The organism is Streptococcus oralis (assembly GCF_001579525.1).
GTDB lineage: Bacteria > Bacillota > Bacilli > Lactobacillales > Streptococcaceae > Streptococcus > Streptococcus oralis_M.
Window position 1 is genome coordinate 569,944 of the sequence record NZ_KQ970788.1, and the last position, 26,328, is coordinate 596,271.

The 26,328-nt window shown below is 43.0% G+C and carries 27 protein-coding genes and 1 pseudogene; 3 read left to right on the forward strand and 25 right to left on the reverse strand.

What is annotated here, in order from left to right:
- The 3 genes from glmM to cdaA form a co-directional block, all read right to left on the reverse strand.
- Nucleotides 1–1,268 (reverse strand): phosphoglucosamine mutase (gene glmM, locus SORDD25_RS02775; protein ID WP_061852542.1); only part of this gene is annotated, 1,268 nt, incomplete at its 3' end.
- A 30-nt stretch (nucleotides 1,269–1,298) separates the two neighbouring features.
- Nucleotides 1,299–2,096, reverse strand: a complete 798-nt coding sequence (locus tag SORDD25_RS02780) for a CdaR family protein (protein ID WP_001230932.1) — start codon at nucleotides 2,094–2,096, stop codon at nucleotides 1,299–1,301.
- On the reverse strand, nucleotides 2,083–2,940 hold the full coding sequence (gene cdaA / locus SORDD25_RS02785; RefSeq protein ID WP_001011086.1) for a diadenylate cyclase CdaA: 858 nt from the start codon (nucleotides 2,938–2,940) through the stop codon (nucleotides 2,083–2,085). The genes SORDD25_RS02780 and cdaA overlap by 14 nt, the downstream gene beginning before the upstream one ends.
- A gap of 136 nt (nucleotides 2,941–3,076) precedes the next feature.
- Between cdaA and SORDD25_RS02795 the strand changes: the two genes are divergently transcribed.
- Nucleotides 3,077–4,045, forward strand: a complete 969-nt coding sequence (locus tag SORDD25_RS02795; protein ID WP_061852543.1) for an NAD(P)/FAD-dependent oxidoreductase — start codon at nucleotides 3,077–3,079, stop codon at nucleotides 4,043–4,045.
- 32 nt (nucleotides 4,046–4,077) lie between these two features.
- Here SORDD25_RS02795 and whiA read toward each other — a convergent pair whose 3' ends face one another.
- The 9 genes from whiA to SORDD25_RS02845 all read right to left on the reverse strand — a co-directional run bounded on the left by whiA (nucleotide 4,078) and on the right by SORDD25_RS02845 (nucleotide 11,137).
- Nucleotides 4,078–4,989 carry a DNA-binding protein WhiA gene (gene whiA, locus SORDD25_RS02800; RefSeq protein ID WP_061852544.1) on the reverse strand — a complete coding sequence of 304 codons (912 nt, stop codon included), beginning with the start codon at nucleotides 4,987–4,989 and terminating at the stop codon, nucleotides 4,078–4,080.
- Entirely contained in the window at nucleotides 4,986–5,963 is a 978-nt protein-coding gene (locus tag SORDD25_RS02805; protein ID WP_061852545.1) for a YvcK family protein, read from the reverse strand. Before SORDD25_RS02805 ends, whiA begins: the two co-directional genes overlap by 4 nt.
- Nucleotides 5,960–6,850 carry an RNase adapter RapZ gene (gene rapZ, locus SORDD25_RS02810; protein ID WP_061852546.1) on the reverse strand — a complete coding sequence of 297 codons (891 nt, stop codon included), beginning with the start codon at nucleotides 6,848–6,850 and terminating at the stop codon, nucleotides 5,960–5,962. Before rapZ ends, SORDD25_RS02805 begins: the two co-directional genes overlap by 4 nt.
- 51 nt (nucleotides 6,851–6,901) lie before the next feature.
- Nucleotides 6,902–7,282 carry a RidA family protein gene (locus SORDD25_RS02815; protein WP_001140420.1) on the reverse strand — a complete coding sequence of 127 codons (381 nt, stop codon included), beginning with the start codon at nucleotides 7,280–7,282 and terminating at the stop codon, nucleotides 6,902–6,904.
- Between the two features lie 9 nt (nucleotides 7,283–7,291).
- Nucleotides 7,292–7,879: a ribosome biogenesis GTP-binding protein YihA/YsxC gene (yihA, locus tag SORDD25_RS02820; protein ID WP_061852547.1), complete on the reverse strand. Its 588-nt coding sequence runs from the start codon at nucleotides 7,877–7,879 to the stop codon at nucleotides 7,292–7,294.
- Nucleotides 7,880–7,887: 8 nt separating this feature from the next.
- On the reverse strand, nucleotides 7,888–9,120 hold the full coding sequence (clpX, locus tag SORDD25_RS02825; protein WP_009755265.1) for an ATP-dependent Clp protease ATP-binding subunit ClpX: 1,233 nt from the start codon (nucleotides 9,118–9,120) through the stop codon (nucleotides 7,888–7,890).
- Nucleotides 9,121–9,321: 201 nt separating this feature from the next.
- Nucleotides 9,322–9,828, reverse strand: a complete 507-nt coding sequence (locus SORDD25_RS02835) for a dihydrofolate reductase (RefSeq protein ID WP_061852548.1) — start codon at nucleotides 9,826–9,828, stop codon at nucleotides 9,322–9,324.
- 118 nt (nucleotides 9,829–9,946) lie between these two features.
- The gene (gene cmk, locus SORDD25_RS02840; RefSeq protein ID WP_061852549.1) at nucleotides 9,947–10,621 is read right to left on the reverse strand and encodes a (d)CMP kinase; all 675 of its coding nucleotides are present in this window, start codon (nucleotides 10,619–10,621) and stop codon (nucleotides 9,947–9,949) included.
- Between the two features lie 9 nt (nucleotides 10,622–10,630).
- Entirely contained in the window at nucleotides 10,631–11,137 is a 507-nt protein-coding gene (locus tag SORDD25_RS02845) for an SAG1386/EF1546 family surface-associated protein (RefSeq protein WP_049505286.1), read from the reverse strand.
- 44 nt (nucleotides 11,138–11,181) lie between these two features.
- Here SORDD25_RS02845 and SORDD25_RS09055 point away from each other — a divergent pair, with 44 nt between their 5' ends.
- The gene (locus SORDD25_RS09055) at nucleotides 11,182–11,385 is read left to right on the forward strand and encodes a ferredoxin (protein WP_002874767.1); all 204 of its coding nucleotides are present in this window, start codon (nucleotides 11,182–11,184) and stop codon (nucleotides 11,383–11,385) included.
- Nucleotides 11,386–11,460: 75 nt separating this feature from the next.
- On the opposite strand, the gene SORDD25_RS02850 is transcribed toward SORDD25_RS09055, so the two are convergent.
- From SORDD25_RS02850 to SORDD25_RS02875, 6 genes and pseudogenes are all read right to left on the reverse strand, one after another.
- Nucleotides 11,461–12,426, reverse strand: coding sequence for a glycosyltransferase family 2 protein (locus SORDD25_RS02850; protein WP_061852652.1), 966 nt, complete (start codon nucleotides 12,424–12,426; stop codon nucleotides 11,461–11,463).
- A 1-nt stretch (nucleotide 12,427) separates the two neighbouring features.
- Nucleotides 12,428–13,447: a UDP-glucose 4-epimerase GalE gene (gene galE, locus SORDD25_RS02855; RefSeq protein ID WP_061852550.1), complete on the reverse strand. Its 1,020-nt coding sequence runs from the start codon at nucleotides 13,445–13,447 to the stop codon at nucleotides 12,428–12,430.
- Between the two features lie 207 nt (nucleotides 13,448–13,654).
- A complete protein-coding gene (locus SORDD25_RS02860; protein ID WP_061852551.1) occupies nucleotides 13,655–14,758 on the reverse strand; it encodes an NAD(P)/FAD-dependent oxidoreductase in 1,104 nt (367 codons plus the stop codon).
- A 16-nt stretch (nucleotides 14,759–14,774) separates the two neighbouring features.
- Nucleotides 14,775–15,572 carry a Nif3-like dinuclear metal center hexameric protein gene (locus tag SORDD25_RS02865; protein WP_061852552.1) on the reverse strand — a complete coding sequence of 266 codons (798 nt, stop codon included), beginning with the start codon at nucleotides 15,570–15,572 and terminating at the stop codon, nucleotides 14,775–14,777.
- Nucleotides 15,559–16,236: a tRNA (adenine(22)-N(1))-methyltransferase gene (locus tag SORDD25_RS02870; protein ID WP_061852553.1), complete on the reverse strand. Its 678-nt coding sequence runs from the start codon at nucleotides 16,234–16,236 to the stop codon at nucleotides 15,559–15,561. The genes SORDD25_RS02865 and SORDD25_RS02870 overlap by 14 nt, the downstream gene beginning before the upstream one ends.
- Before the next feature lie 101 nt (nucleotides 16,237–16,337).
- Nucleotides 16,338–18,675, reverse strand: a pseudogene (locus tag SORDD25_RS02875) (cation-translocating P-type ATPase).
- 132 nt (nucleotides 18,676–18,807) lie between these two features.
- Between SORDD25_RS02875 and SORDD25_RS02880 the strand changes: the two are divergent.
- Nucleotides 18,808–19,557 (forward strand): lysophospholipid acyltransferase family protein, encoded by a 750-nt coding sequence (locus SORDD25_RS02880; protein WP_061852554.1) that lies wholly within the window; start codon nucleotides 18,808–18,810, stop codon nucleotides 19,555–19,557.
- Between the two features lie 42 nt (nucleotides 19,558–19,599).
- Here the strand turns inward: SORDD25_RS02880 and SORDD25_RS02885 are convergent, their stop codons facing one another.
- The 7 genes from SORDD25_RS02885 to SORDD25_RS02915 form a co-directional block, all read right to left on the reverse strand.
- Nucleotides 19,600–20,292, reverse strand: a complete 693-nt coding sequence (locus SORDD25_RS02885; protein WP_061852555.1) for an alpha/beta hydrolase-fold protein — start codon at nucleotides 20,290–20,292, stop codon at nucleotides 19,600–19,602.
- Nucleotides 20,273–21,283: an ABC transporter substrate-binding protein gene (locus SORDD25_RS02890; RefSeq protein WP_061852556.1), complete on the reverse strand. Its 1,011-nt coding sequence runs from the start codon at nucleotides 21,281–21,283 to the stop codon at nucleotides 20,273–20,275. The genes SORDD25_RS02885 and SORDD25_RS02890 overlap by 20 nt, the downstream gene beginning before the upstream one ends.
- Before the next feature lie 19 nt (nucleotides 21,284–21,302).
- The gene (locus tag SORDD25_RS02895) at nucleotides 21,303–22,058 is read right to left on the reverse strand and encodes an ABC transporter ATP-binding protein (protein WP_061852557.1); all 756 of its coding nucleotides are present in this window, start codon (nucleotides 22,056–22,058) and stop codon (nucleotides 21,303–21,305) included.
- A gap of 1 nt (nucleotide 22,059) precedes the next feature.
- On the reverse strand, nucleotides 22,060–23,106 hold the full coding sequence (locus SORDD25_RS02900) for a FecCD family ABC transporter permease (protein ID WP_061852558.1): 1,047 nt from the start codon (nucleotides 23,104–23,106) through the stop codon (nucleotides 22,060–22,062).
- A 231-nt stretch (nucleotides 23,107–23,337) separates the two neighbouring features.
- Entirely contained in the window at nucleotides 23,338–23,949 is a 612-nt protein-coding gene (locus tag SORDD25_RS02905) for a CadD family cadmium resistance transporter (RefSeq protein ID WP_000531728.1), read from the reverse strand.
- 984 nt (nucleotides 23,950–24,933) lie between these two features.
- Complete coding sequence (gene rpsO, locus SORDD25_RS02910; RefSeq protein ID WP_001018251.1) at nucleotides 24,934–25,203, reverse strand: 30S ribosomal protein S15; 270 nt, start codon at nucleotides 25,201–25,203, stop codon at nucleotides 24,934–24,936.
- Between the two features lie 291 nt (nucleotides 25,204–25,494).
- Nucleotides 25,495–26,187, reverse strand: coding sequence for a phosphoglycerate mutase (locus SORDD25_RS02915; RefSeq protein ID WP_061852559.1), 693 nt, complete (start codon nucleotides 26,185–26,187; stop codon nucleotides 25,495–25,497).
- Between the last annotated feature and the right edge of the window lie 141 nt (nucleotides 26,188–26,328).

A 26,328-nucleotide genomic window follows, 5' to 3' on the forward strand; every position in this document is an offset into this window, starting at 1 on the left:
ATGACGCGCAAGAGGGGTTCTGTTCCACTTGGGCGGACAAGGATACGACCGTTCCCTGCCATTTCTTCTTCCATCTTTTCGATGATTGTCTTGATGGCTGGTACTTCCATGGCTTTCTCTTTCATAGCATTTTCGACTCGGATATTAACCAGTTTTTGTGGGTAAATCGTCACTTCTGATGCTAGTTGAGACAAGCTCTTGCCTGTTTCTTTCATGATTTTGGTCAATTGGACAGCTGATAATTGACCATCACCAGTTGTATTGTAATCCATCAAGATAACGTGGCCAGACTGTTCACCACCAAGGTTGTAGCCTGATTTTCTCATTTCTTCAACAACATAGCGGTCGCCAACAGCAGTCACTGCCTTGTTAATACCAACACTCTCCAAGGCCTTATGGAAGCCAAGGTTAGACATAACCGTTGTCACGATGGTGTTTTGAGCCAACTGGCCTTTTTCAGAAAGATATTTACCGATGATGTACATGATCTTATCGCCATCGACGATGTCACCATTTTCATCAACAGCAATCAAACGGTCACTATCACCGTCAAAGGCCAAACCAATAGCTGACTGGCTTTCTTTGACAACTTCTTGAAGAGCTTCTGGATGTGTAGAACCCACATTCAAGTTGATATTAAGACCATCTGGTGTCTCACCAATAACAGTTATTTGAGCCCCAAGGTCTGCAAAGATTTGACGGGCACTTGTAGATGCTGCACCGTTGGCTGTATCCAAGGCCACTTTCAGTCCTTCAAGAGGCGTTCCAGTTGAAACAAGGTAACCTTCATACTTACGTAAACCTTCTGGATAGTCCACTAAGGTTCCCAATCCTTCGGCACTTGGACGAGGAAGGGTGTCTTCTGTAGCATCTAGCAAGGCTTCGATTTCAGCTTCTTTTTCATCATCAAGTTTGAAGCCATCCCCACCAAAGAATTTAATTCCATTATCAAGGGCTGGGTTGTGACTAGCGGAAATCATGACACCTGCACTGGCTCCCTCAGTTTTGACCAAGTAAGCTACTGCTGGTGTTGCAAGGACACCGAGTTTGTAGACGTGAATCCCTACAGAGAGGAGACCTGCCACTAAGGCTGATTCTAACATTTCTCCTGAGATACGTGTATCACGTCCTACAAAAACTTTAGGGGCTTCTGTTTCGTGTTGGCTAAGAACATACCCACCAAAACGTCCCAGTTTAAAGGCCAATTCTGGCGTCAGTTCTACGTTTGCTTCTCCACGGACTCCATCGGTCCCAAAATATTTACCCATTTTATTTATCATCCTTTTCTACTATTTTATTTAGTCCTGTTTAGACGAGTCTGGTTTCGTTTCTGAACTCGTTGAAGACGAACTGCTGGTTGAAGAGCCCGTTGACGAGGTCGTTGACGAAGAACTCGAGCTAGACGATACTGTTTTGGTTGTAATTTTCATTGTAGTGTCAAATGGCATAATGACGCTTGGCAAGACATTTCCATTTTTATCAACCGCTTGTAGTGGAACAGATGCCGAATAGTTACCTGTTATCCGTTCACTCGTTGGCAAGATGGCAATAACTCGATCTACTCTAGAGAGAGTCTCCTCGTCACTAATAACCGTTACTTTTTCATCTGACACAGTGACTGTATCAATTTTTACTCGAGAATCAATCTGGCTAGGATCAATCTCTGGCACAACGATTACATTATCTCGTTTTGCTTTTTTACCAACCTTGACTGTTATCTTTTGCGGTGTCGCAACAGCCGTCAAACCACTCGGTAAATTTTCAATGGTTAGAGGAACTTCGATGGTTCCTACACTGGCATTGGTTAAGTCAGCTTTGACCTTGAATTTCCGAGTGCTTTCCTGCATTTCGCTCGCCAATGCAACTCTGTTTGACCCTGTCAGAAAGACCGTCACTTCAGAAGTAAAGCCACTGATAAAATACTGATCGCTGTCGTACTGAATATCGATTGGGACATTGAGTACCGTATTGGTATAGGTTTCTGTCCTCACCTGTCTGGCACTGTTGCTATTCTGATAGTTTGTTGAAGTCGCATAGATAAAGAGGATGCAGGCGAAAAAGAAGGAAGAAATAATATAAAGACTATTTTTTCTCATGTTTCAATCCTCCTAGCAAACGCTCTTTCAGACCTTGTTTTTTCTCTGATGTTGGAAGCAAGATTCTTCTTAACTCCGATTCAAACTCTTCCAAGGTCAAATCATGCTTAAAGACTCCATTATAGGTGATTGAGATTCCGCCTGTTTCCTCTGAAACCACAAAGGTAAGAGCATCCGATACTTCTGACAAACCAATCGCTGCCCTGTGACGTGTCCCAAACTCCTTGGAAATTCCTGTATTTTCAGTCAGGGGTAGGTAGGCCGAAGTTACGGCAATCCGATCTTCTCTGACAATAACCGCTCCATCGTGTAAGGGTGTATTAGGGATAAAGATATTAATCAATAACTCAGAGGAAATCTTAGCATCCAGAGGAATCCCAGTCGAGATATATTCCTGCAAGGTTCTTACTCGCTGTACCGCTACCAGAGCACCAATCTTACGAGGGCTCATGTACTCGACTGATTTGACAAAGGCACGAACCATTTGCTCTTCCGCACTAATAGGGGCATTGTAGAAGAAATCCGTAGCCCGGCCCAATCGTTCCAAACCAGTCCGAATCTCTGGTGAAAAAATAACTACTGCTGCGATAACCCCATAAGTGATGATCTGATTGATCAACCAGGAAATGGTCGTCAAACCAATCATATTGGACAGAATCTGGCCTAAAATAAAGACCAGAACTCCCCGCACCAATATCATGATTTTGGTCCCTGCAATCGCTTTGGTAAAATGGTATAAAATATAAGTCACAATCAGAATATCTATCAGATTGGTGACTATTGTCCAAGGGCTTGAAAACAAACTCGTCCAGTATTGTAAATTGGATAATTGTTGAAAATTCATCCCTGGCCTCCTCCCCGTCAAAACACTTTCTGTACCATTATACCATTTTTTGCCCATTTTTTCCCTATCCTACCTCATTTTAAATTAAGCAAAAATATGATAAAATAAACTGACTAGAAAAAACAAAGGAGAAATCATGTCTCAACTCTATGATATTACAATTGTAGGTGGTGGTCCTGTCGGGCTCTTTGCTGCCTTTTACTCTCACCTACGCCAAGCCAAAGTCCAAATTATCGACTCTCTTCCCCAGCTCGGTGGCCAACCTGCCATCCTCTACCCTGAAAAGCAAATCCTTGATGTGCCAGGTTTTCCAAACTTAACCGGGGAAGAATTGACCAATCGCTTGATTGAACAGCTAAACGGCTTTGAAACACCTGTTCACCTCAACGAAACTGTTCTTGAAATCGAGAAACAAGATCAAGGATTTACCATCACAACTAACAAAGGGAGCCATCTGACCAAAACAGTCATCATTGCCATGGGGGGCGGTGCCTTTAAACCACGTCCTCTTGAACTAGAAGGGATTGAGGCCTATGAAAATATCCACTACCACGTTTCCAACATTCAGCAATACGCTGGAAAGAAAGTGACCATCCTTGGTGGTGGGGACTCAGCAGTAGACTGGGCTCTGGCTTTTGAAAAGATTTCCCCAACTACCCTTGTTCACCGCAGAGATAATTTCCGCGCCTTGGAACATAGTGTGCAAGCCCTGCAAGAATCATCTGTAACCATCAAGACACCGTTCGTTCCTAGCCAACTCCTTGGAGATGGTAAGACACTCGACAAACTAGAAATCACCAAAGTCAAATCAGATGAAACCGAAACTATCGAAGTAGACCACCTCTTTGTCAACTACGGCTTCAAGTCTTCTGTCGGAAATCTTAAAAATTGGGGTCTGGACCTCAACCGTCACAAGATTATCGTCAATAGCAAGCAAGAATCTAGCCAAGCAGGTATCTATGCTATTGGCGACTGCTGCTACTATGAAGGTAAGATCGATTTAATTGCGACAGGACTGGGAGAAGCACCAACTGCTGTCAATAATGCCATTAACTACATTGACCCAGAACAAAAAGTGCAACCAAAACACTCGACCAGTTTATAAGAAAAGAACCACGAATCAACTGATTCGTGGTTTTATAATTCATCTGCTATTTTATTGATTTTTCTGAGTCTGTGGTTGACGCCACTTTTAGTCAAGGGATTGCTCAGACTATCTGCCAACTGCTGGATAGAGTAGTCTGGATGCTGGATTCGCAACTGAGCCACCTCCTGCAAATCCACGGGTAAATTTTCCAAACCCATTCTATCTTTGATTTTACTGATATTGTTGATGGTTTTCATGCTGGCAGAAACCGTTCGAGCGATATTAGCTGTTTCAGCGTTATTGGCTCGATTGAGATCATTACGAGTTTCACGCAAAATCTTGACGCGCTCAAAATTATCACGCGCCTGCATGGCCCCAATCACGATCAAGAAATCCATGATATCCTCTGCACGCTGGAGATAGGTAACTGCACCTTTCTTGCGCTCAATAACCTTGGCGTCCAACAAAAACTGCTGAAGGAGAGAGGACAGTCCTTGGGCATGGTCCAGATAAACGGAACTGATCTCCAACTGGTATTTGCCAGACTCAGGATCACGAATACTACCATTTGCCAGAAAGGCCCCACATAAATAAGCACGACCTGCTTCTTCATCTGCTAAAATATCAGGATCGATGCCCGTCTCCAAACCAAAGAAGGAATCCGCAAGCCGCAAATCAGCTAAAAGCTCCTGTACCCTCTCATCAGTGTAGACCGTATAGACACGGTTCTTGCGAAGATTGCTTCTCTGATGGTGACGAATCTCTGACTTGATTTCATAAAAATGGAGAAAGGACTCATAAAGGTGCCGAGCCAACTTGGCATTTTCAGTCACAACAGACAAGGTCAAGCCCGAAGTCGAGAGACCAATACTGCCAGACATCTTGATGATGGCTGATAGTTCATGACGACTGAGATGGTGCTGACCAAGAATTTCTTCTTTTACTGCAACTGTAAAACTCATTTTCGCACCTGTATAATTCGCATCAATTCATCCACAATCAAATCCCCATCGTGGAAGGCTCCTCCATTTTCCAAACGAAGGAAATTGGAAGAAATCACACGAGGAACCTGCTTGCAAAGACCAGCAAAATCATGCTCTACCTGAACCAAATATTCATCAAAACGGTTGGTATCCATGTATTCTCTAGGAACCTTCTCGATATTGACCAAGACCGTATCAATAAAAGGTCGACCTAAGTGTCGATGGAGAACTTCCACGTGGTCACTGTCTGAAAAGTGCTCTGTTTCCCCACGCTGGGTCATGATATTGCAGACATAGGCGATCTCCGCCTTGGTATCCAGTAGAGCCTGCCCAATCTCCTCGATGACAATATTGGGCAAAATTGATGTAAAGAGGGAACCAGGCCCCAAGACAATCATGTCACTCTCGAGAATGGTATTGACTACTCGACGGCTGGCTTGGGGTGTTTCATCATCCAAGGTATTGGTCACATAGACATGGTCGATCATACCTGGATGATCTGCAATGTGGCTCTCACCTGCCACCTCAGAACCGTCTTTAAAGACTGCATGCAGTGTCAAAGGTTGATCGCTTGATGGGTAGATTTTTCCTGTTGTGTGGAAAAAGAGACTTAGCAGCTGCATGGCATTGTAAGTGGACCCTTGCATTTCAGAGAGCCCTGCTATGATGATATTCCCCAGTGGATGACCCGCAAAAGCTCCAGCTTCTTCAGAGAAACGGTACTGAAAAACCTTCTCATAAAATTTAGGCATATCCGACATGGCTACCAGAACATTGCGAAGATCGCCTGGTGGTGTCAGCTGTTGGATATTCTTTCTTAGCTCACCAGAAGAGCCACCATCATCAGCTACCGTTACGATGGCCGCGATATCAACATCCTTTTCTCGCAAGCTTTTCAAAATGACGGGGATACCAGTTCCTCCACCAATTACCGTTATCTTTGGTTTTCTCATGAACGGTTTACCGTTTCCTTTCTTCTGTCTTTGTCACGATGGCTTTCATTGACAGGCCAGTTTTTAGCTAAGTCCTCAGCGATGCGTTTGGCAAAGGCAACACTACGGTGTTGTCCACCTGTACATCCTACTGCAATGGTTAAAACAGACTTGCCTTCTTTTTTGTAACTTGGCAAAATGGGCTCAATCAAGGCGAGTAAGTGCTGATAGAAACTTTCAGACTCTTCATGATGCATCACATAGTCATAAACTGCTTGATCCTCACCTGTCTGATTGCGGAGTTCAGGGAGGTAGTATGGATTTGGCAAGAAACGGACATCAAAGACCAAGTCTGCATCGATCGGGATACCATACTTGAATCCAAAAGACATGACTTCTATACGAAAAGACTGGGCCTGTTCTTGGTCTGAAAATTGCTCTGCAATGGTTTTACGCAGTTCACGAGGAGTGAGTTCTGTCGTATCCACCACATTTTGACTCATGTTTTTCAAAGGTGCCAAGAGTTCACGTTCCAGCTTGATGCCATCTAAAATCCGACCATCTGCTGCTAGAGGGTGACTCCGTCTCGTTTCCTTATAGCGAGCGACCAGTTCTTTATCTGCTGCGTCCAAAAAGAGGATTTTGAAATCCAAATCATTCTGGTTTTCCAATTCATCCAAAACTGCCTGAATCTCTGAGAAGAAAGAACGGCTCCGCATATCCACCACTAGGGCTAACTTATGGTCATCATCCTTGGTCTCTACCAACTGCAAAAACTTTGGCAAGAGGGCTGGTGGCATATTGTCAATAGTGAAATATCCCAAATCCTCGAAGGACTGAATGGCTACCGTTTTCCCTGCACCACTCATCCCTGTTACAATTACCAGGTGAAGTTGTTTCTTTGTCATCTATCTCTCCTTATATCAAAAAAAGTTTGGCAGAGCCAAACTTCAACTAGCTTATCCAATCTCTGCGATCACTTCAATTTCGACTTTTACATCACGAGGAAGACGTGCAACTTCCACAGCTGAACGAGCTGGAAATTCCTCTTTAAAGGCAGTCTGGTAAACCTCGTTAAAAGGAACAAAGTCATTCATATCGCTCAAGAAGCAAGTTGTTTTGACAACATGGTCAAAGTCTGTTCCTGCTTCAGCCAAAATAGCACCGATATTTTTCAAGACTTGTTCTGTCTGTTCTTGGATCGTTTCTCCTACAATTTCTCCAGTTTCAGGAGATAGGGGAACTTGACCGCTAGCAAACAAAAGATTGCCAACGATTTTTCCTTGAACATAAGGTCCGATTGCTTTTGGAGCTTTGTCTGTATGAATTGTTTTTGCCATTTCTTTCCCTCACAATTTTTCTAATATTGCATCCCAAGCCTGAACCATCCCTGCCTTGCTGACAGATGAAAAGAGGATGAAGTCGTCACTTGGATCAAAGTTTAATTTCTTTTTGATTGCTGATTCGTGCTTGTTCCATTTACCACGAGGAATCTTGTCCGCCTTAGTCGCAACGATGATAACCGGAATCTCATAATACTTGAGAAATTCGTACATTTGCACATCATCTGCTGACGGGTCATGGCGGAGATCCACTAGACTAACCACTGCACGGAGATTTTCACGAGTCGTTAGGTACTCCTCAATCATGCGCCCCCACTTTTCACGCTCCTTTTTGGAAACGCGGGCATAGCCATAACCTGGTACATCCACAAAACGCATCTTGTCATCAATGTTGAAGAAGTTGAGCAACTGGGTTTTCCCAGGTTTTCCTGATGTACGGGCCAGATTCTTGCGGTTCAGCATGGTGTTGATAAAGCTAGACTTGCCAACATTTGAACGCCCTGCAAGGGCAATCTCTGGCAGGTCATCCTGCGGATAATGAGATTTATTGGCCGCACTGAGCAAAATTTCAGCATTGTGTGTATTGATTTCCATAGTCACCTCTAGGCTGTTTCCAGGATCGGTTTATCCGTTCCATCAACAGCTTCTTTAGTGATGCGAACCAATTTCACATTTTCCTGACTCGGTACTTCAAACATAACATCTAGCATGGTTTCTTCGATGATGGAGCGAAGACCACGCGCACCCGTTTTGCGTTCGATGGCTTTATTAGCGATTTCTTGAAGGGCTTCATCGTCAAATTCCAATTCAACATCATCATAAGAAAGCAAGGTTTGGTATTGTTTGACCAAGGCATTTCTTGGTTCTTTCAAGATGCGAACCAAGTCATCGGCCGTCAATTGTTCAAGAGCAGCAAAGACAGGCAAGCGTCCAATTAACTCAGGGATAATACCGAATTTTTGAATGTCTTCTGCGATGATTTCTTGCATGTAGGAGCTATTTTCGTCAATCGCCTTGTTATTTTGGCCAAAACCGATGACTTTTTCTCCCAGACGTTGTTTAACGATTTCTTCGATGCCATCAAAAGCACCACCCACGATAAAGAGGATATTTTTAGTATCCACCTGAATCATCTCTTGTTGTGGATGTTTGCGTCCTCCTTGAGGTGGCACGCTAGCGACAGTTCCCTCGATAATCTTGAGAAGGGCTTGTTGCACACCTTCACCCGAAACGTCACGTGTGATAGACACATTCTCGCTTTTCTTGGCAATTTTGTCAATTTCATCTACATAGATAATCCCACGTTCTGCACGTTCGATGTTAAAGTCAGCAGCCTGCAAGAGTTTGAGGAGGATATTTTCCACATCCTCACCCACATACCCAGCCTCAGTCAGAGCCGTCGCATCTGCAATAGCGAAAGGCACGTTCAAGCTCTTAGCCAAAGTCTGAGCCAAGAAAGTTTTCCCTGAACCAGTTGGACCAATCATCAGGATATTTGACTTCTGCAAATCCACATCTTCTGACTCTTCACGCGTATCGTGGAAATTAATGCGTTTATAGTGGTTGTATACAGCCACTGCCAAGGCACGTTTGGCACGATCCTGACCAATCACATAGTGGTTTAAGATATTGAGGAGTTCGATTGGTTTTGGTACTTCAGACAAGTCTGCCAAGACTTCCTCGGCCAACTCCTCCCGAATGATTTCCTGGGCCAACTCCACACATTCATTACAGATAAAGGCGTTGTTCCCAGCGATTATTTTCTTTACTTCTTCTTGGCTTTTGCCACAAAATGAGCAATAAACCATCATATCATTTTTCCTATTTGTAGGCATGATTTCCTTCCATTCTAATTTATCATTCTATCTAAAATAAGGTCATATAAAAAGCGTGGACACTGTTGACCAGATTGGTAAAAGCATTCAACCAGAGTAAGGCAGACAGTCCATAGCGCTTCTTACGAAAAGCCTGTGCTCCAGTCAAAATACAGATCACACACAAAAAAGCTGTAAAAAATCCAAATATACTGCGCTCCATTAGACTTCCTTTCTATCTCGGTATTCGATGGTAAAATCATAGTCGTTTTTCTCATCTCGAGTGTAAGATTTGCTTGCAACTGTCTCAAAACGAGACAAGTCAAACTCCTCAGGGAAATAGGTATCCCCCTCCACCTGAGCATGAATCTGCGTCACGATGATTTCATCTAAATAAGGCTCAAAAGCCTGAAAAATCTGCTTTCCGCCAAGGATATAGAGATTTTTTTCCTGACTCTGATACCACGCTAAAACAGATTCCACATCTTGAAATACGAGCGCCCCATCTATGACTTCTTCGCTATTGCGCGTTAAAATCAGGGTTTGCCGTTTTGGAAGCAGACGACGTCCTATGCCATCAAAGGTCACTCGTCCCATCAGTATAGCATGATTTAAAGTTGTTTCCTTAAAATGTTGCAACTCTGCTGGCAAATGCCAAGGGAGACGATCTTCCTTCCCAATCACACCTTTTTCATCTTGGGCCCAAATGGCTATGATTTTCTTTGTCATGCTTCCGTCCTTTTTATTGATACTACTATTTTATCAAAATTCTCCCAAAAAGGCTGTTTTGAAACGCGCGCAAAAGAGAGAAAAGGAGCAGGCTTCATTTAGCCTGCTCCTCTCGTCCCTAGGACATATATTTTTTTGCTTCTGATTCAATTTTTTCAACCACTTCTTGGATACTTAGTCCAGTTGTATCAAGGTAAACTGCATCCTCAGCCTGTTTGAGAGGTGAGGTTTCACGATGACTATCCTTGTAGTCACGCGCAGCAATCTCTTCTTTCAACGTTTCAAGGTCTGTTTCAATCCCTTTAACAATATTTTCCTTGTAACGACGCTCTGCTCTTTCTTCAACAGAAGCCACTAAGAAAATCTTGAGTTCAGCTTGTGGTAAAACAACTGTCCCGATATCACGCCCATCCATGACGATACCACCTTGCTGAGCAATCTCTTGCTGGAGCGAAACCAGTTTCTCACGCACCTCAGGAATGGCAGCAATGCTTGAAACCTTGTTGGTCACTTCATTTTCACGAATCGGATGCGTAATATCAACATCCCCTACAAAAACAAGTTGCTCACCTGTTTCTGAACGACCAAAACTAATGGGGTGTTGGTTAAGAAGTTCGAGAAGTTGATCTACATTTCCTGCATCCAACTGGTGTTTGAGCGCTATATAAGTCGCAGCACGGTACATAGCACCCGTATCGAGATAAGTGTAACCAAAATCCTTAGCGACAATCTTTGCGACCGTACTCTTGCCACTCGAAGCTGGACCATCGATAGCAATTTGAATTGTCTTCATGACCGACTCCTATCTTGTCTTAATCACATCACCTGGGTTGGCAAACCAAGATCCAGATGACATATGAGAAGGATTTAGAGCCTCTAGCTGGGCAATGGAAATCCCTGCACGTTGAGCAAGAGCTGCTTCTCCCTCTCCCGGCTGTACTGTAAGTGTTCCTTCACCCTCTGTATGTTCTTCCGAACTGCTCTCTGAAGGTGTTGATTCAGAAGAAGCTGTTTCCTCTACCTTGCTACTTGAAGATGATGATGCTTCCACTTTAGAACTTGAACTTGTAGAAGGAGACGATGCATCATAGAAGTCCTTCAAAGATGAAGTACGATTGCTTCCACCGGTTGATAGGTAAATCAATACAACTACCATTGCTACAACGATTACAAAGAAGAGGCTAGCTAGAACCGTTAAGACACGATTCGCAACAACGCCTTTCCCTTTTTGTTTCCGGTGTCGACGCTCTGATCTTGTTTCTTCCTCATTGTTTTCGTAAATATCTTCTTGCCACGGTTCTTTTTCCATACCTTACTCCTTGTTTTTTTACATTTTCTTATTACAATATAAATATGAAAGTCACACTTATACCCGAACGGTGCATCGCCTGCGGGCTTTGCCAAACCTATTCTGAACTCTTTGATTACCATGATAATGGAATCGTTCGATTTTACGATGATCCAGTTGAATTGCAAAGAGAAATCGCTGAGACCAGCGATGTTCTGGAGGCCATCAAAAATTGTCCTACACGTGCACTTCTAAAAGATCCATCGTAGGAATCAGGGAATAAATATAATTGATTTTTTCTCATTTTTCCCACATCTACTAGTTTAGCATATTTCTAGGTAAAATTATAGTCTTTTTTGGTTATTTTTTCCTTCAATATTAGAAAGGTCACTTTTTTCTTTGACGAGATAGAGTGGTCTTTTTTTGGTCTCTAGATAGATCTTACTGATATACTTGCCGAGAATCCCAATCGTCAGGAGTTGAATCCCTCCAAGAAAGAGGATGACAGCCATCAAAGAGGTCCAACCAGATGTCGGATTTCCCAAGATAAGAGTCCGAAACACTACAAAAACAGTCATCACAAAAGAAAGAAAACAAGATAGAAGTCCCGCTACAAAGGCTATACTCAAGGGAAAATCTGAAAAGTTAAGAATTCCTTCAATCGAGTAGAAAAAGAGTTGTCTAAAACTCCAACTGGTCTTGCCAGCCTGTCGTTCAACGTTTGGATAGTCCAGATAGTGCGTTTTAAAACCCACCCAGGCAAAGAGTCCTTTAGAAAAACGATTGGACTCGGTCAGGGTTAAAATAGCATCTACCACAGATCTTCTCATCATGCGAAAATCACGGACACCTGAGGGTAGAGCCACTGGGCTAATTTTTTTCATGAGGCGGTAAAAGAGGTCCGCACAGAAACTACGGAAAAAGGGTTCTCCCTCCCGACTAGTTCTCCGAGTTCCAACACAGTCTATATCTGCATTTTGATCTAGTAAGGCTTTCATCTCAAGTAGCATACTAGGAGGATCCTGAAGGTCTGCATCCATCACGACCACCAAGTCTCCAGTTGCATGCTGCAAGCCTGCGTATAAGGCTGCCTCTTTCCCAAAATTTCGTGAGAATGAGACATAACGGACCGCAGGATTTTGCTCCCGATAGGACTTTAAAAGCTCTAAGGTCCCATCGCTTGATCCATCGTCTACAAAGACATATTCGACTTCTCCTCCCAAGTCAGGAAGCAGAGCTTCCACAGACTGATAAAAAAGAGGAAGTACTTCCTCTTCGTTTAGACATGGGACAATGATTGAAATCATCATCTTAGTCTTCAAATCCATTTGGATGCTTGCTTTGCCAACGCCATGCGTCTTCACACATTTGGGTGATGTCAAGTTCTGCTTCCCATCCGAGCTCTGCTTTGGCTTTTGCTGGGTCTGAGTAGCAGGCAGCTATATCACCTGGACGGCGTTCTACGATGCGGTAAGGAATAGGACGTCCCACTGCTTTTTCCATGTTTTGGATAATTTCAAGAACTGAGTAACCTTTCCCAGTTCCAAGGTTATAAATGTTAAGACCTGAACCTTTTTGGAGTTTTTTCAAAGCTGCAACGTGACCTTTAGCTAAATCGACAACGTGGATATAGTCACGAACACCAGTTCCATCTTCCGTATCGTAATCATCTCCAAACACTTGCACTTGCTCTAGTTTGCCCACTGCTACTTGTGAAACATAAGGTAAGAGATTGTTTGGAATTCCATTTGGATTTTCTCCTAGGTCTCCACTTTCATGCGCTCCGATTGGGTTAAAGTAACGAAGTAATACCACGTTCCATTCTGAGTCTGCCTTGTAGATATCGGTCAAAATTTCCTCTAGCATGAGCTTGGTACGACCGTATGGATTGGTCACTGAAAGCGGAAAATCTTCTAAGATTGGAACCGTGTGAGGATCTCCGTAAACTGTCGCAGAAGAGCTGAAGATGATATTCTTACAGTTTGCTTCTTCCATAACTTTTAAAAGACTAAGAGTTCCAGCGATATTGTTGTCATAGTAGGCAAGAGGGATACGTGTTGATTCACCTACAGCCTTCAAACCAGCAAAGTGAATCACACCTGTTGGCTCTTCTTGCTTGAAAATATCTCTGAGAGTATCAGTATCACGGATATCTGCCTCATAGAAAGGAATTTCAACTCCTGTGATTCTTTCAACAACTTCTAAACTTTTACGGTTGCTATTGACAAGGTTATCCACTACAACCACTTGATGACCTGCTTGGATCAACTCAATAACAGTGTGGGTTCCGATAAAACCGGCACCACCAGTTACCAAAATCTTTTCTTGCATCTTTTTTCCTCGATTCTCGAATTATTTTTTCTTATTTTACCATTTTTGATAGGGAATGTCATTTGACATCCTAAACCACCTGCTAAAATTTTAGTAAAATGCTTATACTCTTCGAAAATCTCTTCAAACCACGTCAGCGTCGCCTTACCATACTAAAGTACAGCCTTCGGCTAGCTTCCTAGTTTGTTCTTTGATTTTCATTGAGTATTATTCACTTTTTACTCGTTTGACATAGTTTGCAATTGGGTAGTTTACTGGGTCCAAGGCCAATTCCTTGTCTTGGGCCAGCTGGGCTAAATGGTAACCGATGATCGGACCCGTTGTGAGGCCTGATGAACCTAGGCCACTAGCCGCATAGACACCTGTTAAGCCTGGCACCTGTCCAAAGAAAGGGGAGAAATCACTGGTATAGGCGCGAATTCCTACACGCTCACCCGATGATTTCGCTTCTGCCAAGGCTGGATAGTGAGGCAAGGCTGCCTCCTCCATTTGATGGAGCAAGGTTTCATCTACCGTCAAGTCATATCCCATATCATTTTCATGGGTAGCGCCTAAGGACAATTTCCCACCTGCAAAAGGAATCAAATCCCACTCCCCTTCTGGCATGACAACAGGGTAAGTTTCCATATCTTTGGAAATCTGATAATCTCGGAGTTGTCCTTTTTGAGGACGAACATCTACCTCATATCCTAAAGGTTCCAAAATGTCCCTCAACCAAGCTCCCGCCGCTAGAATAACCTGATCAAAAACTTCTTCGTCAATCTGGTAACCTGATGCTAAAGGTATCAGAGTTACTTTTTCTTTGACCAGCTTGACCTGACTGGCTTCTAGCAAACGAGTCACTAAGAGTTGACCATCTACTCTCGCTCCACCAGAAGCATAGAGTAGGCGGTCGAATCCCTGCAAACCAGGGAATAATTCATTAGCTGATGCTTGGTCCAGAATGGATAATTGCCCTATCAAGGGAGATTCTTCCCTGCGCTGGTGGGCTAGTTTATAGAGTTCTTCCAACTTAGTTTCATCCTTTTTCAGGAGAAAGACTCCCGAACGCTGGTAAAAGTCGATTTCTTGCCCTGACTTCTCTAAATCAGCTAATAAATCCACATAAAAGTCAGCCCCCAAGCGCGCCATTTTATACCAGGCCTTATTGCGGCGTTTGGAAAACCAAGGGCTGATAATTCCTGCTGCGGCCTTGGTAGCTTGACCTTGTCCATGGTCAAAAACGGTCACCTCTAGGTCACTTTCTTTCGAGAGGTAGTAGGCAGCTGTTGCACCTACAATCCCTGCTCCGATAATAGCAACTTTTTTCATTATTTTCACTTTCTAACTAGATATGGTGGAAAGGATTGGTCGATGCTTTACTAGACAAAATATCAATATCCCAGTCTTTTTCCTCTTTCCATTGACTAAGGAGTGCTGCGATTTTTTCCACAAAAAGCACTTCAATATAGTGACTTGGGTCCAATGCTAGCAAGCCATCAGACAACATATCCTGGGCAGTGTGGTAGTAAATATCACCAGTGATATAGACATCCGCTCCTTTAGCTAAAGCATCCTTATAGAAAGACTGCCCGCTCCCACCACAGATGGCCACTCTTGAAATAGGCTTCTGCAAATCACTCTCTTGATAATGAACAATTCGAAGACTATCTAGACCAAAGACTTGCTTGACATGCTGGGCCAATTCTCCAAATGTCTGAGGTTGAATATTCCCAATCCGTCCAATCCCACGTTCAGTGCCTGTTTCCTGGAGATAAGTCGTCTCCTCAATGCCTAGCATCTGGCAGAACCAGTCATTTAACCCGTTATCAACGATGTCAATATTGGTATGGCTGACATAAACTGCAATGTCATGCTTGATAAGGTCGATGTAAATCTGATTTTGTGGACGGCTGGCTACCAAATCCTTAATCGGACGAAAGATAGGCGCGTGCTTAACGATAATCAAATCCACACCCTTTTCAATAGCCTCTGCCACCGTGTCTTCACGAATATCAAGGGCAACCATGACCCTTTGGATATCCTTGTCTAAAGTACCGATTTGCAGGCCACGACTGTCTCCCTCCATGGAAAATTCCTGAGGACAAAAGTCTTCATAACGTTTAATCACTTCACTTGCTAACATGGAGCATCTCCTTGATGGCTTGAATCTTATGAGCTAGAACTTGACGTTCTTCTCGATTTTTCTCTGGGATTTGGTCAAGAGCAAACTCTAACTTAGCTGCTTCTTTTTGCCACTTTTGAACGAAGACTGGGCTGACTTCTTTGGACAAGAAGGGGCCAAAGCGAACATCACTGGCTGATAGCTTCATTTGTCCCGCTTCCACCACCAAAATCTCGTAGAATTTGCCAGATTCTTCCAGAATGGTTTCTGCTACAATCTGAAATCCGTGCTCTTGTAACCAGATGCGCAAGTCGTCTTCACGATTATTGGGTTGGAGGATTAAACGTTCTACACTCACAAGCTTATCCAATCCTTTTTCTAGTATGGTCGCAATCAAACGCCCACCCATACCAGCAATGGTGATGACCGACACATGGTCTTCCTCTTCAAAAGCTGCCAAGCCATTGGCTAAACGGACCTGTATTTTCTCCTTTAGACCGTGAGCCTCAACATTTTTCACCGCTGACTGGTAGGGGCCTTCCACCACCTCACCTGCAATGGCGCTTTTGATTTGTCCTCTCTCGACTAACTCGATTGGCAGATAAGCATGGTCACTCCCCACATCTAGTAAAATAGCTCCCTGTGGTACAAAGGACGCCACCAATTCTAATCTCTTTGAAATCATCTTCTCTCTCTTTCCAAAACTCTATTACCTCTTATTATACCATATTTCAGCTAGCAATCTTGCACCTAAAAAGACCGCAATCCACAGATTGCAGTCTTTCTTTATTTTCTGGCTTGGTAACGACTAGTTAGAATGAAAATTAAGGTAAAGACCAGCATCATGGCCCCATAAACAGGTAGCGTTTGTCCTGTCAAGGTCGAAATTTCAAGCAGTTTTTGGATCCTTGGGAAAAGAGCTGTGGCTAGGAAGCCTCCTACTGACCAGACAATCAAGAGGACACGCCAGAGGGTAAATGGCATGCAGGCTCTAAATACGGATAAGAAACCGATAGACCCAAGGAGATAATAAAGTAGGGTTGAGATTTCTAACTCTGACCAACCCTGGCTAGCCCCAAATATTTTGACAAAAAGAACGCTAAAGACGACCATAAGGGCACTTGGTAGGGCACGTAGCATGGATCTTCTGAGGAAATTTGGCTCAACAGGCTTGATATTTCGCTCAAAAGTCAGAACGAATGGTGGGAAACCTTCCACGAATTGGTCAATCATGGTAATCTGGATCGGAATGAAAGGGAAAATCAAAATCCACTCAGACCGTCCTAGAAGAGCACTGGCGATACAGATGACAGCGAGCAAGAAGGAATAGATTGTCTTTATCAAGAAAATCGGTGCAATATGGGCAATGTTATTGACCACGCGACGGCCTTCAAAGAGAATCTCTGGAACATCATTGAAGTCTGAGTTCAAGAGAACTAGATTGGCGATCTGGCGAGTCGCCGGATCTCCCTCCGCCATCACGATCGAACAATCTGCCTCACGAAGGGCCAGGATATCATTGACTCCGTCCCCTGTCATTGCTGTTGTATGCCCTGCTTTTTTCAGAGTTTGGATGATGAGTTTCTTTTGATGAGGGGAAACACGTCCGAAAATAGCTGTTTCTTCAGCCATGGCAATCAATTCCTCATCCGTGATTTTTTGAGCAATCTACATAGCTGTGATAGTCTGCAAAGCCAGCCTTCTGGGCAATGCTGGAAACCGTAACTGGATTGTCCCCAGAGATAATTTTGAGACCCACTTCCTGGGAACGAAGATAATCTAGTGTCTCAGCTGCTCCTTCTCGAATGGGGTCCAAGATTTCCAGCAAGGCCAGGGCTTGAATATCAGACGGTTTCTGTGGTTTGTGATGATCTAGTTTTTCCTGACTGAGGGCCAAGACCAAAACACGCGAGCCTCTCTCCAAGGCCTCTCTAGCTTCTGGGACTTCAGAGTCCAACAACATCTCAGGCGCACCTAAGAAAACCGTTCCTAGCCCTTCTAACTCCATAGCTCCCCACTTGCGATCGCTTGAGAAAGGAAGATTCGAAAGCATAGGATAGGAAACCTGACCTTGGAAACGCTGACGAATGGCTTGAGCTGTTGGATTTTTATCCTCACTATGAGCTATGTAGCTGGTCAGAATGTTAGTAATAGCCTCTTCACCATAAGTTTCCGTCAGAGGAAGAACCGCCTCCACCTGCATCTTTCCTTGGGTGATGGTGCCTGTCTTGTCCAGACAGAGCATATCCACGCGAGCCAAGGTCTCGACAGAGTACATCTCCTGCACCAAAACCTTTTTCAAGCCCAGCTTGATCACCGCAGTCAAGAGCGAAGTGATGGTCAAAAGGGCGATTCCCTTGGGCAACATCCCCAAAAGGGCTGTCGATGAATTTACAACGGATGACTTGAGGGGCAAGCCCTTTAAAATCAAGGCTTCTAGCAGGAGAGCTAGACCAAAGGGAATAATAATCTTCCCAGTAAAACCAGCTAGCTTGTCTAGCGATTTCATGATACGGGAGTTGATCGGTTTCACTGTCTTAGCTTCTAGCATGAGTTTGGAAGCATAGTTGTCTGCCCCGACATGGTGAACTTGAGCCAAAACTGCGCCACTGGCTAGGAAACTTCCTGATAAAAGCAGAGCATCCACTTCTTTTTGCACCAAATCACTCTCACCCGTCAACATGGCTTCATTAACTTCCGCAAAACCTTCTAGAACCAAGGCATCACTAGGAATCTGCTCCCCAGCAGACAAACGAATAACGTCTCCTAGCACCAATTCTTCAGGATTGAGAGCAACTTCTTGATCATCACGGATGGTTTTGACCTTTTCCTTGGTCATGAGATTGAGCTTGTCCACCATGTGTTTGGCCCGTAGCTCAGTCACAATCCCAGAAAAGGCGTTAAAGCAAATAACGGCAAAGAAAACCAAATTGCTCCAAGCCTGCACAAAGGCCAGCGCTAGAGCAATGGCAAAGTTCAACGCGTTAAAAAGTGTGAAAACATTTCGTTTGATGATTTGCCAAGTACTGGTACTGGCTGAAGCGGTAAAGTCATTGACCAAACCTTGAGCCTGTCTTTCCCTGACTTCTCTTTGGGTTAATCCCATTATCTTATTTTTATCCATAAATTCTATCATATCATTTTTTTTAAAAGAATTCTAATCCCATCTAAAACTGTTGGCTGACAACTGAAAAAGTTTGCCAGTAGTCTTTTGATAAGGTATAATAATAAAAGCAATACAATCGAAGGAGATCTCATGTTTTATACTTATTTGCGTGGACTAGTCATGCTAATCTTGTGGTCCATCAATGGCAATGCCCACTACCACAATACTGATAAAATCCCTAGCCGAGACGAAAACTATATTCTGGTCGCACCTCACCGTACCTGGTGGGATCCTGTTTACATGGCCTTTGCGACCAAGCCAAAACAGTTCATCTTTATGGCCAAAAAAGAACTGTTTAACAACCGTATCTTTGGCTGGTGGATCCGTATGTGTGGCGCCTTTCCTATCGACCGGGAAAAACCTAACGCCTCTGCCATCAAGTACCCTATCAACGTCCTCAAAAAAAGCGACCGCTCTCTCATCATGTTTCCAAGTGGGAGCCGTCACTCAAACGATGTCAAGGGTGGCGTAGCCCTGATTGCCAAGATGGCCAAAGTCCGTATCATGCCGGTTACCTACACAGGTCCTATGACCTTGAAAGGCTTGGTTAGCCGTGAACGTGTGGATATGAACTTTGGAAATCCTATCGATATCTCAGACATCAAGAAAATGAATGATGAAGGGATTGAAATGGTTGCAAACCGTATCCAAGCAGAATTCCAACGTTTAGACGAAGAAACCAAGCAATGGCACAACGATAAAAAACCAAACCCACTCTGGTGGTTTGTTCGAATCCCAGCCCTCATCCTTGCTGTGGTTGTTGGTATCCTGACGATTATCTTTACCTTCATCGCAAGCTTTATCTGGAATCCAGATAAGAAGAGAGAGGCTCTTGGTTAAAAAATACAAATATCCCTTGGCTTTTGCCAAGGGATATTTCTTTTATTCGATTTTCCATTTTTGGGACAACCAGTTGGAAAAGGCTAGAAATCGCTCAGCCACTTGCTCATGATGCCCATAGGGATCAAAGACAAACTGACCAGTCGGATAGCGTTGCTGAAGGCTGGTATGGAGCTGCTCAGCATAGGCTGGTGCTTGAGCCAAGCGATTGCTATGACGGGCTCCTTCTGTTTGACCATTCTGTAAATACAGTAAACAATCCAAATTTTTCACCTTTTCTTCCTTGCAGTAAGTCACAAAATCAGGATACCAAAAGGAACCACAGATTGAAAAGACACAAGAAACTTTGTCAAAGCTGAAAAGGCTGTAGACTGCCGCCAAACCACCTAGTGAATAACCTCCATAAGCAAGGCGATTTTTGTCCAGGCGATAAAGCGACTGCAACTTGTCTAAAAGGCCTCCAAATAAATGACCATGATAGGCAGTTGCCTGACCACCAAAATCTGGAACCCCCTCTCTCAGAGCAGCTGCCTTCCAGGGAGTGTAGTCATCTAGGCGATTTTTAGAGGTCAAACCCACTAAAATTACAGATTCTGAAAGGGAAGATAGCAAACCCAAGTTTCCATCATTCAAGAGAATAGCTGGATAGGTTTGATTGGGATCATAGGTCGAAGGAAGGCTGACCCTAACTTGAATCCCTTCCCAATCAAACTCATTATTTATTGATAAAGTCATTGATTTTCTCAAGGGAATCAATCACTGCTGGACCATAATCCATCAACTCATCGTAAGAAATGGTCATGATTTTTTGATTCTTAATTGCAGGAACGTTTTCCAAAACTTCATTTGCCTTCATCAACTCTACTGCTTTAGCATCCAATTTTTTATTGCGGTCGCTGGTTACATAGATAATCAACTCAGGATCCATTGACACGAGATTTTCCAAGGTTAAGCCTGATGTTCCTGTTGCAACGTTGGTATAACCAAGTTGATTCAACAAGCTTTCTTGCAAAGCAGACTTGTATGCACCAAAGGTTTCGTCATTATAAGCAACCATAATCAAAGCCTTTTTCTTTTCACCTTGACTTGCTGGATTAGCTTTCTTAACAGCCTCGATTTTAGCTTGTAATTGAGCTGCGTATTCATTAGCCTTGTCCTGAACATTGAAAATCATTCCAAGATTTTTGACATCTTCTACGATATTCCCCAAATCTTGCTGAATCGTTGAGAGAGAAGCTTTTTGCGTATAGACTGGGATTTTATTTTCATTCCAAGCGTTAACTGTCCCCAAGGATTTTTCAGAAAACATCATGTTTCGACCCATCACAGCGTCTGGCTCATAAGAAAGTACTGTCTCTTGTGAGACTGTTTTTTTATCCCCAATTTGAGGAATAGTCGCAATCGCGTCCTTGTATTTGTCCGTCACAGCATTGTCAGGGTTGAGCATGCCAGCAATTTTATCTTTCAAACCTAGTTCCAATAAGATTTCAGTAGTTGAAAGATTGTTGGTGATAACTTTTTCAGGTGCCTTGTCAAAGACTTGTTCGACTTCATTTCCCTTAACATCATAGGTTTTGATCGTTAACGGATAAGTCGTCTCTGTGCTGGCCTTTTGACTTGTTTCTGCGCTAGACTGCGTGATAGCTTTTTCTGTAGTAGTATTGGCACAAGCTGCCATGGTTAAGCTAGCTACTGTTACGAGTAAAATGCTTAGTGTTTTTTTCATTTTGTTTTCCTTTTCATTCTTATAAATAGTGAATCATGGCTTGCTGATCCTCGGTCCAAGTAACCTGACTTTGAACTCCGTATACAGTTTGCAATGACTCAGGGGTGATGGTCTCCTTTGGAGTCCCTTGGTAAAGGATTTCCCCCTCTTTCATCAGATAGAGATAATCCGAATAGCGACAAGCAAGTTGAATATCATGCAGGACAGCTAGAACATTGATTTTGAGCTCCTTCACAATGGCTAACAAGTCTAGCTGGTACTTGATATCTAGGTGATTGGTTGGTTCGTCCAGGAGCAAGAGAGTCGGTCCTTGCGCCAAGGCTCGGGCTAATAAGACTCGTTGCTTTTCTCCCCCTGAAAGAGACGAATAGAGACGCGTTTTCTTCTCAAGCATATCCACCTTGACAAGTGCATCTTGAACAAGGGCATAATCTCTTTCCTTTTCCTTCTGTAAAAAAGAGAGATGGGGCGTTCTTCCTAGCAAGACGATTTCCTCAACTGTACAATCAAACTGCAATTGATTAAACTGGGTGACAACTGCCATTTGCTTGGCTGTTTCTTTGAGTGACCAATGCTCCAGCGGCTTTCCATCTAGCCTTATCAAGCCCTTGTCCGCCTTTTCCTGACGATAGAGGAGTTTAAGCAGGCTGGTTTTTCCACTTCCATTCGGTCCTAGTATCGTGTGAAATTGATGCCCCTCAACCTTAAGAGAAACTCCTTTGAGGATTTTTTTCTCTCCTAGTCCAAAGTGGACATCCTGACAAATCAAGTCCATATCAGGCCCTCACCTCCCTTCGCTTACCTCCTACAATGTAGATAAAGAAGGGAGCACCTACTAAGGCTGTGAAAATACCAATCGGCAGCTCAGCATTTGGAATGATGACACGAGAGAGTACATCTGCCCAGACGACAAAGAGTGCACCCAGTAAGGTCGCAACGGGAAAAAGTCTCCTGTAATTCGTTCCTACTAACCCTCGAGCTAAGTGAGGAGTAATCAGACCAACAAATCCAATAATCCCACAGGTTGCTACTAAGACTGCTGTCAGCACAGCCACCATGGTCACATAAAGATACCAATAGAAGCGTAAGGGTATCCCCAAAGTTAAAGCAGCCTCATCTCCCATCATCATCGCATTAAAAACACGATACTGAGTAGAGAAAAATAGAAAGGCCATTCCTACTACTATAGTTGGCAGGACTAAGTCAGACCAGGTAGTCCCGGCAAGCGAGCCCATGGTCCAAAACTTAATGGTCATCACACTGTCCGCATTAGCCCCAACTGAGATAATAAAGTTGGAAAACGCCAGAAAGAGAGCATTGACCACCGTTCCTGATAAGATCAGACTAGAAGTCGTCATCCTTCCTTGCATAGAGGCAACGATGAGGACAGCGATTGTTGCCAAAATAGCTCCTAGAAAAGCTCCAAGGCTAACCACCAATTTTAAACCAAGAATGATACTCAAGGTTGCCCCTAGAGTTGCACCCGCAGAAATTCCTAAGACATAAGGCTCTGCGATGGGATTGTTCACTGTAGACTGCATCACGCTACCACACATAGAAAGACCAGCCCCTACTATCAGACCTAACAATACTCGGGGGAATCTCATGTTCCATACAATGGCAAGAGTGGACTTGGAAACCTCTCCTATCTCAAGAGGAAACCCCAACCTGCTCAAAATAATCCGATAGGTATCGCCTAGATCAATCGCAACGGATCCCATAGAAACTGCTAGAAAGAGGGAAATCCCTAAAACAGCTAGCAAAACACCTAAAAGTAACACAAATTGCAGGTCCCGTCGGCTTCCAGAAAATTTGGAAAGCATGAAAACCTCCTTAAACAAAATTAAAAATTTAGAAAATTCTCATGAAAAGTATACCATATTTTCAACAATGGAACAAGATGAGAAAAATAAATATAGTTGGTCTTACAGTGCTAATAATCGTAACCGAAGATTATACTTGGGTATATCGAGGTAAAGTGACAACATAAAAAGCCCTCTAAAATTAGAGAGCTGATTTGAGCCCGGGCTAAAATCCTAGTGAAACAAAAAAATCTACACGATCAGAAAAGTCTCTATCGTGCCATTTTCATACATGATGTATAGTCCAAGTAGAATGAATACTATGGGCACAATGATTCGCTCGTATTTTTCAATTGTCTCGAATATTAACGGAATAGAGGATAACATCCGACTAATCTCGCAAAAGATAATTATGCCGATTACAAACACAAGCAACGCCACGAGGGTCTGTGACCAATCTAACGAAGCAAAATAAGGTATATAGATACCTAAATTATCTCCGCCAGACGCAATTGTCAGCAATGTAACTGTCCAAAACAGTTGATTTGCCTTGCTTTGTTCTAATCTTTCAATAATTTCTTCCTCTTCTTCCTCACCTTCTCCAACAATTGCAAAGCGAATCCCTAAATAGATAGGGATTAAACCAAGCAATCCAACCATCCATTCTTCAGGCACGAAATTAACGACATAAGCAGCAACTAAACTCGCCCCTACAAGTAAGCCTGTTCCTAGATATTGCCCCGCATAAATATGCCATTTCTGTTTATTCTGTGATAGCTGTGCAAATAAAATAATTAAAATAATTAAATAATCGATACTGGTGGAAATATAAACACCAATAGCAGATATGATTGTCTGTCCCATAAAAACCTCCTGTATTAGTTAGTAATAAATCAGCAGATTTTAGGAGAGCACAGACACATTAATTTAGCTATCGCTAGTGGGTAATGTCGAACGTAGGAAAGCATTTTACTCCTCCTCAAAACGTAGTTACAAAGTAATTTCTAACTGGAATTCGGTGACTACTTCCATGTAAAGTATAACATACTATACTTTACTTCGTAAAGTGTGGGCTCTCCGAGGGGGCTTGCAGACAGTTACTCGGCTTGAAAAGCCGAGTAACTGCGCACCTTCATGGTGTCATTAGCTGATACCATTTGAGGTTTTTGTAGTCACTCAGCAGATAGTGGGAATTTTCCGTCTGTTTTTGTAGTCTCCAAAATTGTGACCGATAAAACCGGATTGGAAGAAATTCAATCTAAAGTATGGTTTTTGTAGTCTCCAAAATTGTGACCGATAAAACCTCAATAAAAAAGCTCTCTGAATATCAGAGAGCTGATTTGAGCTCGGGCTAAAATCCTAGTGAAAAAGATGAAACTCCTTGTGTTCATCGAACACTGTTTCCTTTCCCTATTTTCATACGGATTTTTAACGCCCTTAGCATCATGATTCTTGCCGGATAAACCGTTTATAGACTAGGCGATGAGCCGAAGATTGTACTATAAAACTAGTGAAAATAAAAAAATCTCCCCGAAGAGAGATGATCTGGTTTATTTTACCTTACAGTGCTAGGAACCGTAACCGAAGATTATACTTGAGTTTATCGAGGTAAGGTGACGACATAAAAAGCCCTCTGAAATCTGAGAGCTTTATTCTTGCTGGATAAAACGTTTATAGACTAGGTGACAAGCCGAAGATTGTACAAAAATGTTCGTGAAACAAAAAATCTCCCCAAAGGGAGATGATCTGGTTTATTTTACCTTACAGTGCTAGGAACCGTAACCAAAGATTATACTTGAGTATATCGAGGTAAGGTGACAACGCAATGTAAGTGGAAAATAAAGCAGATTAACGACGAAGTCCTAGAGAGTTGATTAACTCACGGTAACGGTTAACGTCGTTTTTACGCAAGTATGCAAGCAAGTTACGACGGCGACCGATTTTCTTCATCAATCCACGGTAAGTAGCGTGGTCTTTTTTGTGTTGTTTGATGTGTTCGTTAAGGTGGTTGATTTCCCAAGTAAGGACAGCAACTTGAACCTCTACTGAACCTGTATCACCTTCGTGACGTGCATATTGTGCGATAATTTCATTTTTTTTCTCTTTTGAGATTGCCATGATATTTCTCCTTTTTATTTGGCTTCATCCGAGTGACAGGTTGGCATGCCTGTAACCAAGAAGAAGTTATTTGTCTTTACGACAGTTCTTATTCTACCAAGAAGCAGGGACTTTGTCAACTGATTTACTGTTTAAAACCGTGAATTACTCTACTGATTTCAGGGCTTCGAGCATATCTACTTTTCTCACAAACAAGTCACTCTTTACTATCATTATAAGGCCTTTTCAACTAGTTGGAAACTAGAAGCAAAAACAAAAAAGCCTAGGAATCCTAGGCTTTCTGTTTATAGATTATTTTCCAAGGTAGTATTCAGAAACTACGTTCAATTTTTCGTCGAATTCGAATACCAATGGTGGGAAGTTAGGGATTTCCACGTCCATGATTTCGTCATCTGACAAGCGTTTGATGTGTTTTACAAGGGCACGGATTGAGTTACCGTGAGCTCCTACGAATACGTTTTTACCATCTTTAAGTGCTGGAGCGATTTTATCTTCCCAGAATGGAAGGGCACGTTCCAAAGTCACTTTCAAGTTTTCAGCATCTGGAATGACTGAATCGTCAAGTGAAGCGTAACGACGGTCAGTATGTGCTGAGTATTCGTCATCATGAGGCATTGCAGGAGGCAATACATCGTATGAACGACGCCAGATGTGAACTTGCTCATCACCAAATTGTTCAGCAGCTTCAGCTTTGTTTTTACCAGTCAAACCACCGTAGTGACGTTCGTTCAAGCGCCATGATTTTTCAACTGGAACCCAGAGTTGGTCAGCAGCTTCAAGAGCCAAATTTGTTGTTTTGATCGCACGTTTCAATACTGAAGTGTAAGCTTGGTCAAATTCGATACCAGCTTCCTTGATCAATTTACCAGCGTCAATCGCTTGTTGTGTTCCTTTATCAGACAAATCAACATCAGCCCAACCAGTGAAAAGGTTAGCTTTGTTCCATTCAGACTCACCGTGGCGAGCAAAAACCAATTTTACCATTAGATGGATTCTCCTTTTATTTTTCGAGGTTTCCCTCGTTTATCTATTCTATTTTACACAATTTTTCACAAAAAAGCTAGTTAAAATCAACTAAAAAGAGAAGAGCTTACCAGTCTTCTCTTTATCGCACTATCATAATTG

Coding starts and splice junctions, on each gene's coding strand:
- SORDD25_RS02780 (WP_001230932.1), bottom strand. CDS start 2,096: ATGAGAAAAAATAGTCTTTATATTATTTCTTCCTTCTTTTTCGCCTGC.
- cdaA (WP_001011086.1), bottom strand. CDS start 2,940: ATGAATTTTCAACAATTATCCAATTTACAATACTGGACGAGTTTGTTT.
- SORDD25_RS02795 (WP_061852543.1), top strand. CDS start 3,077: ATGTCTCAACTCTATGATATTACAATTGTAGGTGGTGGTCCTGTCGGG.
- whiA (WP_061852544.1), bottom strand. CDS start 4,989: ATGAGTTTTACAGTTGCAGTAAAAGAAGAAATTCTTGGTCAGCACCAT.
- SORDD25_RS02805 (WP_061852545.1), bottom strand. CDS start 5,963: ATGAGAAAACCAAAGATAACGGTAATTGGTGGAGGAACTGGTATCCCC.
- rapZ (WP_061852546.1), bottom strand. CDS start 6,850: ATGACAAAGAAACAACTTCACCTGGTAATTGTAACAGGGATGAGTGGT.
- SORDD25_RS02815 (WP_001140420.1), bottom strand. CDS start 7,282: ATGGCAAAAACAATTCATACAGACAAAGCTCCAAAAGCAATCGGACCT.
- yihA (WP_061852547.1), bottom strand. CDS start 7,879: ATGGAAATCAATACACACAATGCTGAAATTTTGCTCAGTGCGGCCAAT.
- clpX (WP_009755265.1), bottom strand. CDS start 9,120: ATGCCTACAAATAGGAAAAATGATATGATGGTTTATTGCTCATTTTGT.
- SORDD25_RS02835 (WP_061852548.1), bottom strand. CDS start 9,828: ATGACAAAGAAAATCATAGCCATTTGGGCCCAAGATGAAAAAGGTGTG.
- cmk (WP_061852549.1), bottom strand. CDS start 10,621: ATGAAGACAATTCAAATTGCTATCGATGGTCCAGCTTCGAGTGGCAAG.
- SORDD25_RS02845 (WP_049505286.1), bottom strand. CDS start 11,137: ATGGAAAAAGAACCGTGGCAAGAAGATATTTACGAAAACAATGAGGAA.
- SORDD25_RS09055 (WP_002874767.1), top strand. CDS start 11,182: ATGAAAGTCACACTTATACCCGAACGGTGCATCGCCTGCGGGCTTTGC.
- SORDD25_RS02850 (WP_061852652.1), bottom strand. CDS start 12,426: ATGATGATTTCAATCATTGTCCCATGTCTAAACGAAGAGGAAGTACTT.
- galE (WP_061852550.1), bottom strand. CDS start 13,447: ATGCAAGAAAAGATTTTGGTAACTGGTGGTGCCGGTTTTATCGGAACC.
- SORDD25_RS02860 (WP_061852551.1), bottom strand. CDS start 14,758: ATGAAAAAAGTTGCTATTATCGGAGCAGGGATTGTAGGTGCAACAGCT.
- SORDD25_RS02865 (WP_061852552.1), bottom strand. CDS start 15,572: ATGTTAGCAAGTGAAGTGATTAAACGTTATGAAGACTTTTGTCCTCAG.
- SORDD25_RS02870 (WP_061852553.1), bottom strand. CDS start 16,236: ATGATTTCAAAGAGATTAGAATTGGTGGCGTCCTTTGTACCACAGGGA.
- SORDD25_RS02880 (WP_061852554.1), top strand. CDS start 18,808: ATGTTTTATACTTATTTGCGTGGACTAGTCATGCTAATCTTGTGGTCC.
- SORDD25_RS02885 (WP_061852555.1), bottom strand. CDS start 20,292: ATGACTTTATCAATAAATAATGAGTTTGATTGGGAAGGGATTCAAGTT.
- SORDD25_RS02890 (WP_061852556.1), bottom strand. CDS start 21,283: ATGAAAAAAACACTAAGCATTTTACTCGTAACAGTAGCTAGCTTAACC.
- SORDD25_RS02895 (WP_061852557.1), bottom strand. CDS start 22,058: ATGGACTTGATTTGTCAGGATGTCCACTTTGGACTAGGAGAGAAAAAA.
- SORDD25_RS02900 (WP_061852558.1), bottom strand. CDS start 23,106: ATGCTTTCCAAATTTTCTGGAAGCCGACGGGACCTGCAATTTGTGTTA.
- SORDD25_RS02905 (WP_000531728.1), bottom strand. CDS start 23,949: ATGGGACAGACAATCATATCTGCTATTGGTGTTTATATTTCCACCAGT.
- rpsO (WP_001018251.1), bottom strand. CDS start 25,203: ATGGCAATCTCAAAAGAGAAAAAAAATGAAATTATCGCACAATATGCA.
- SORDD25_RS02915 (WP_061852559.1), bottom strand. CDS start 26,187: ATGGTAAAATTGGTTTTTGCTCGCCACGGTGAGTCTGAATGGAACAAA.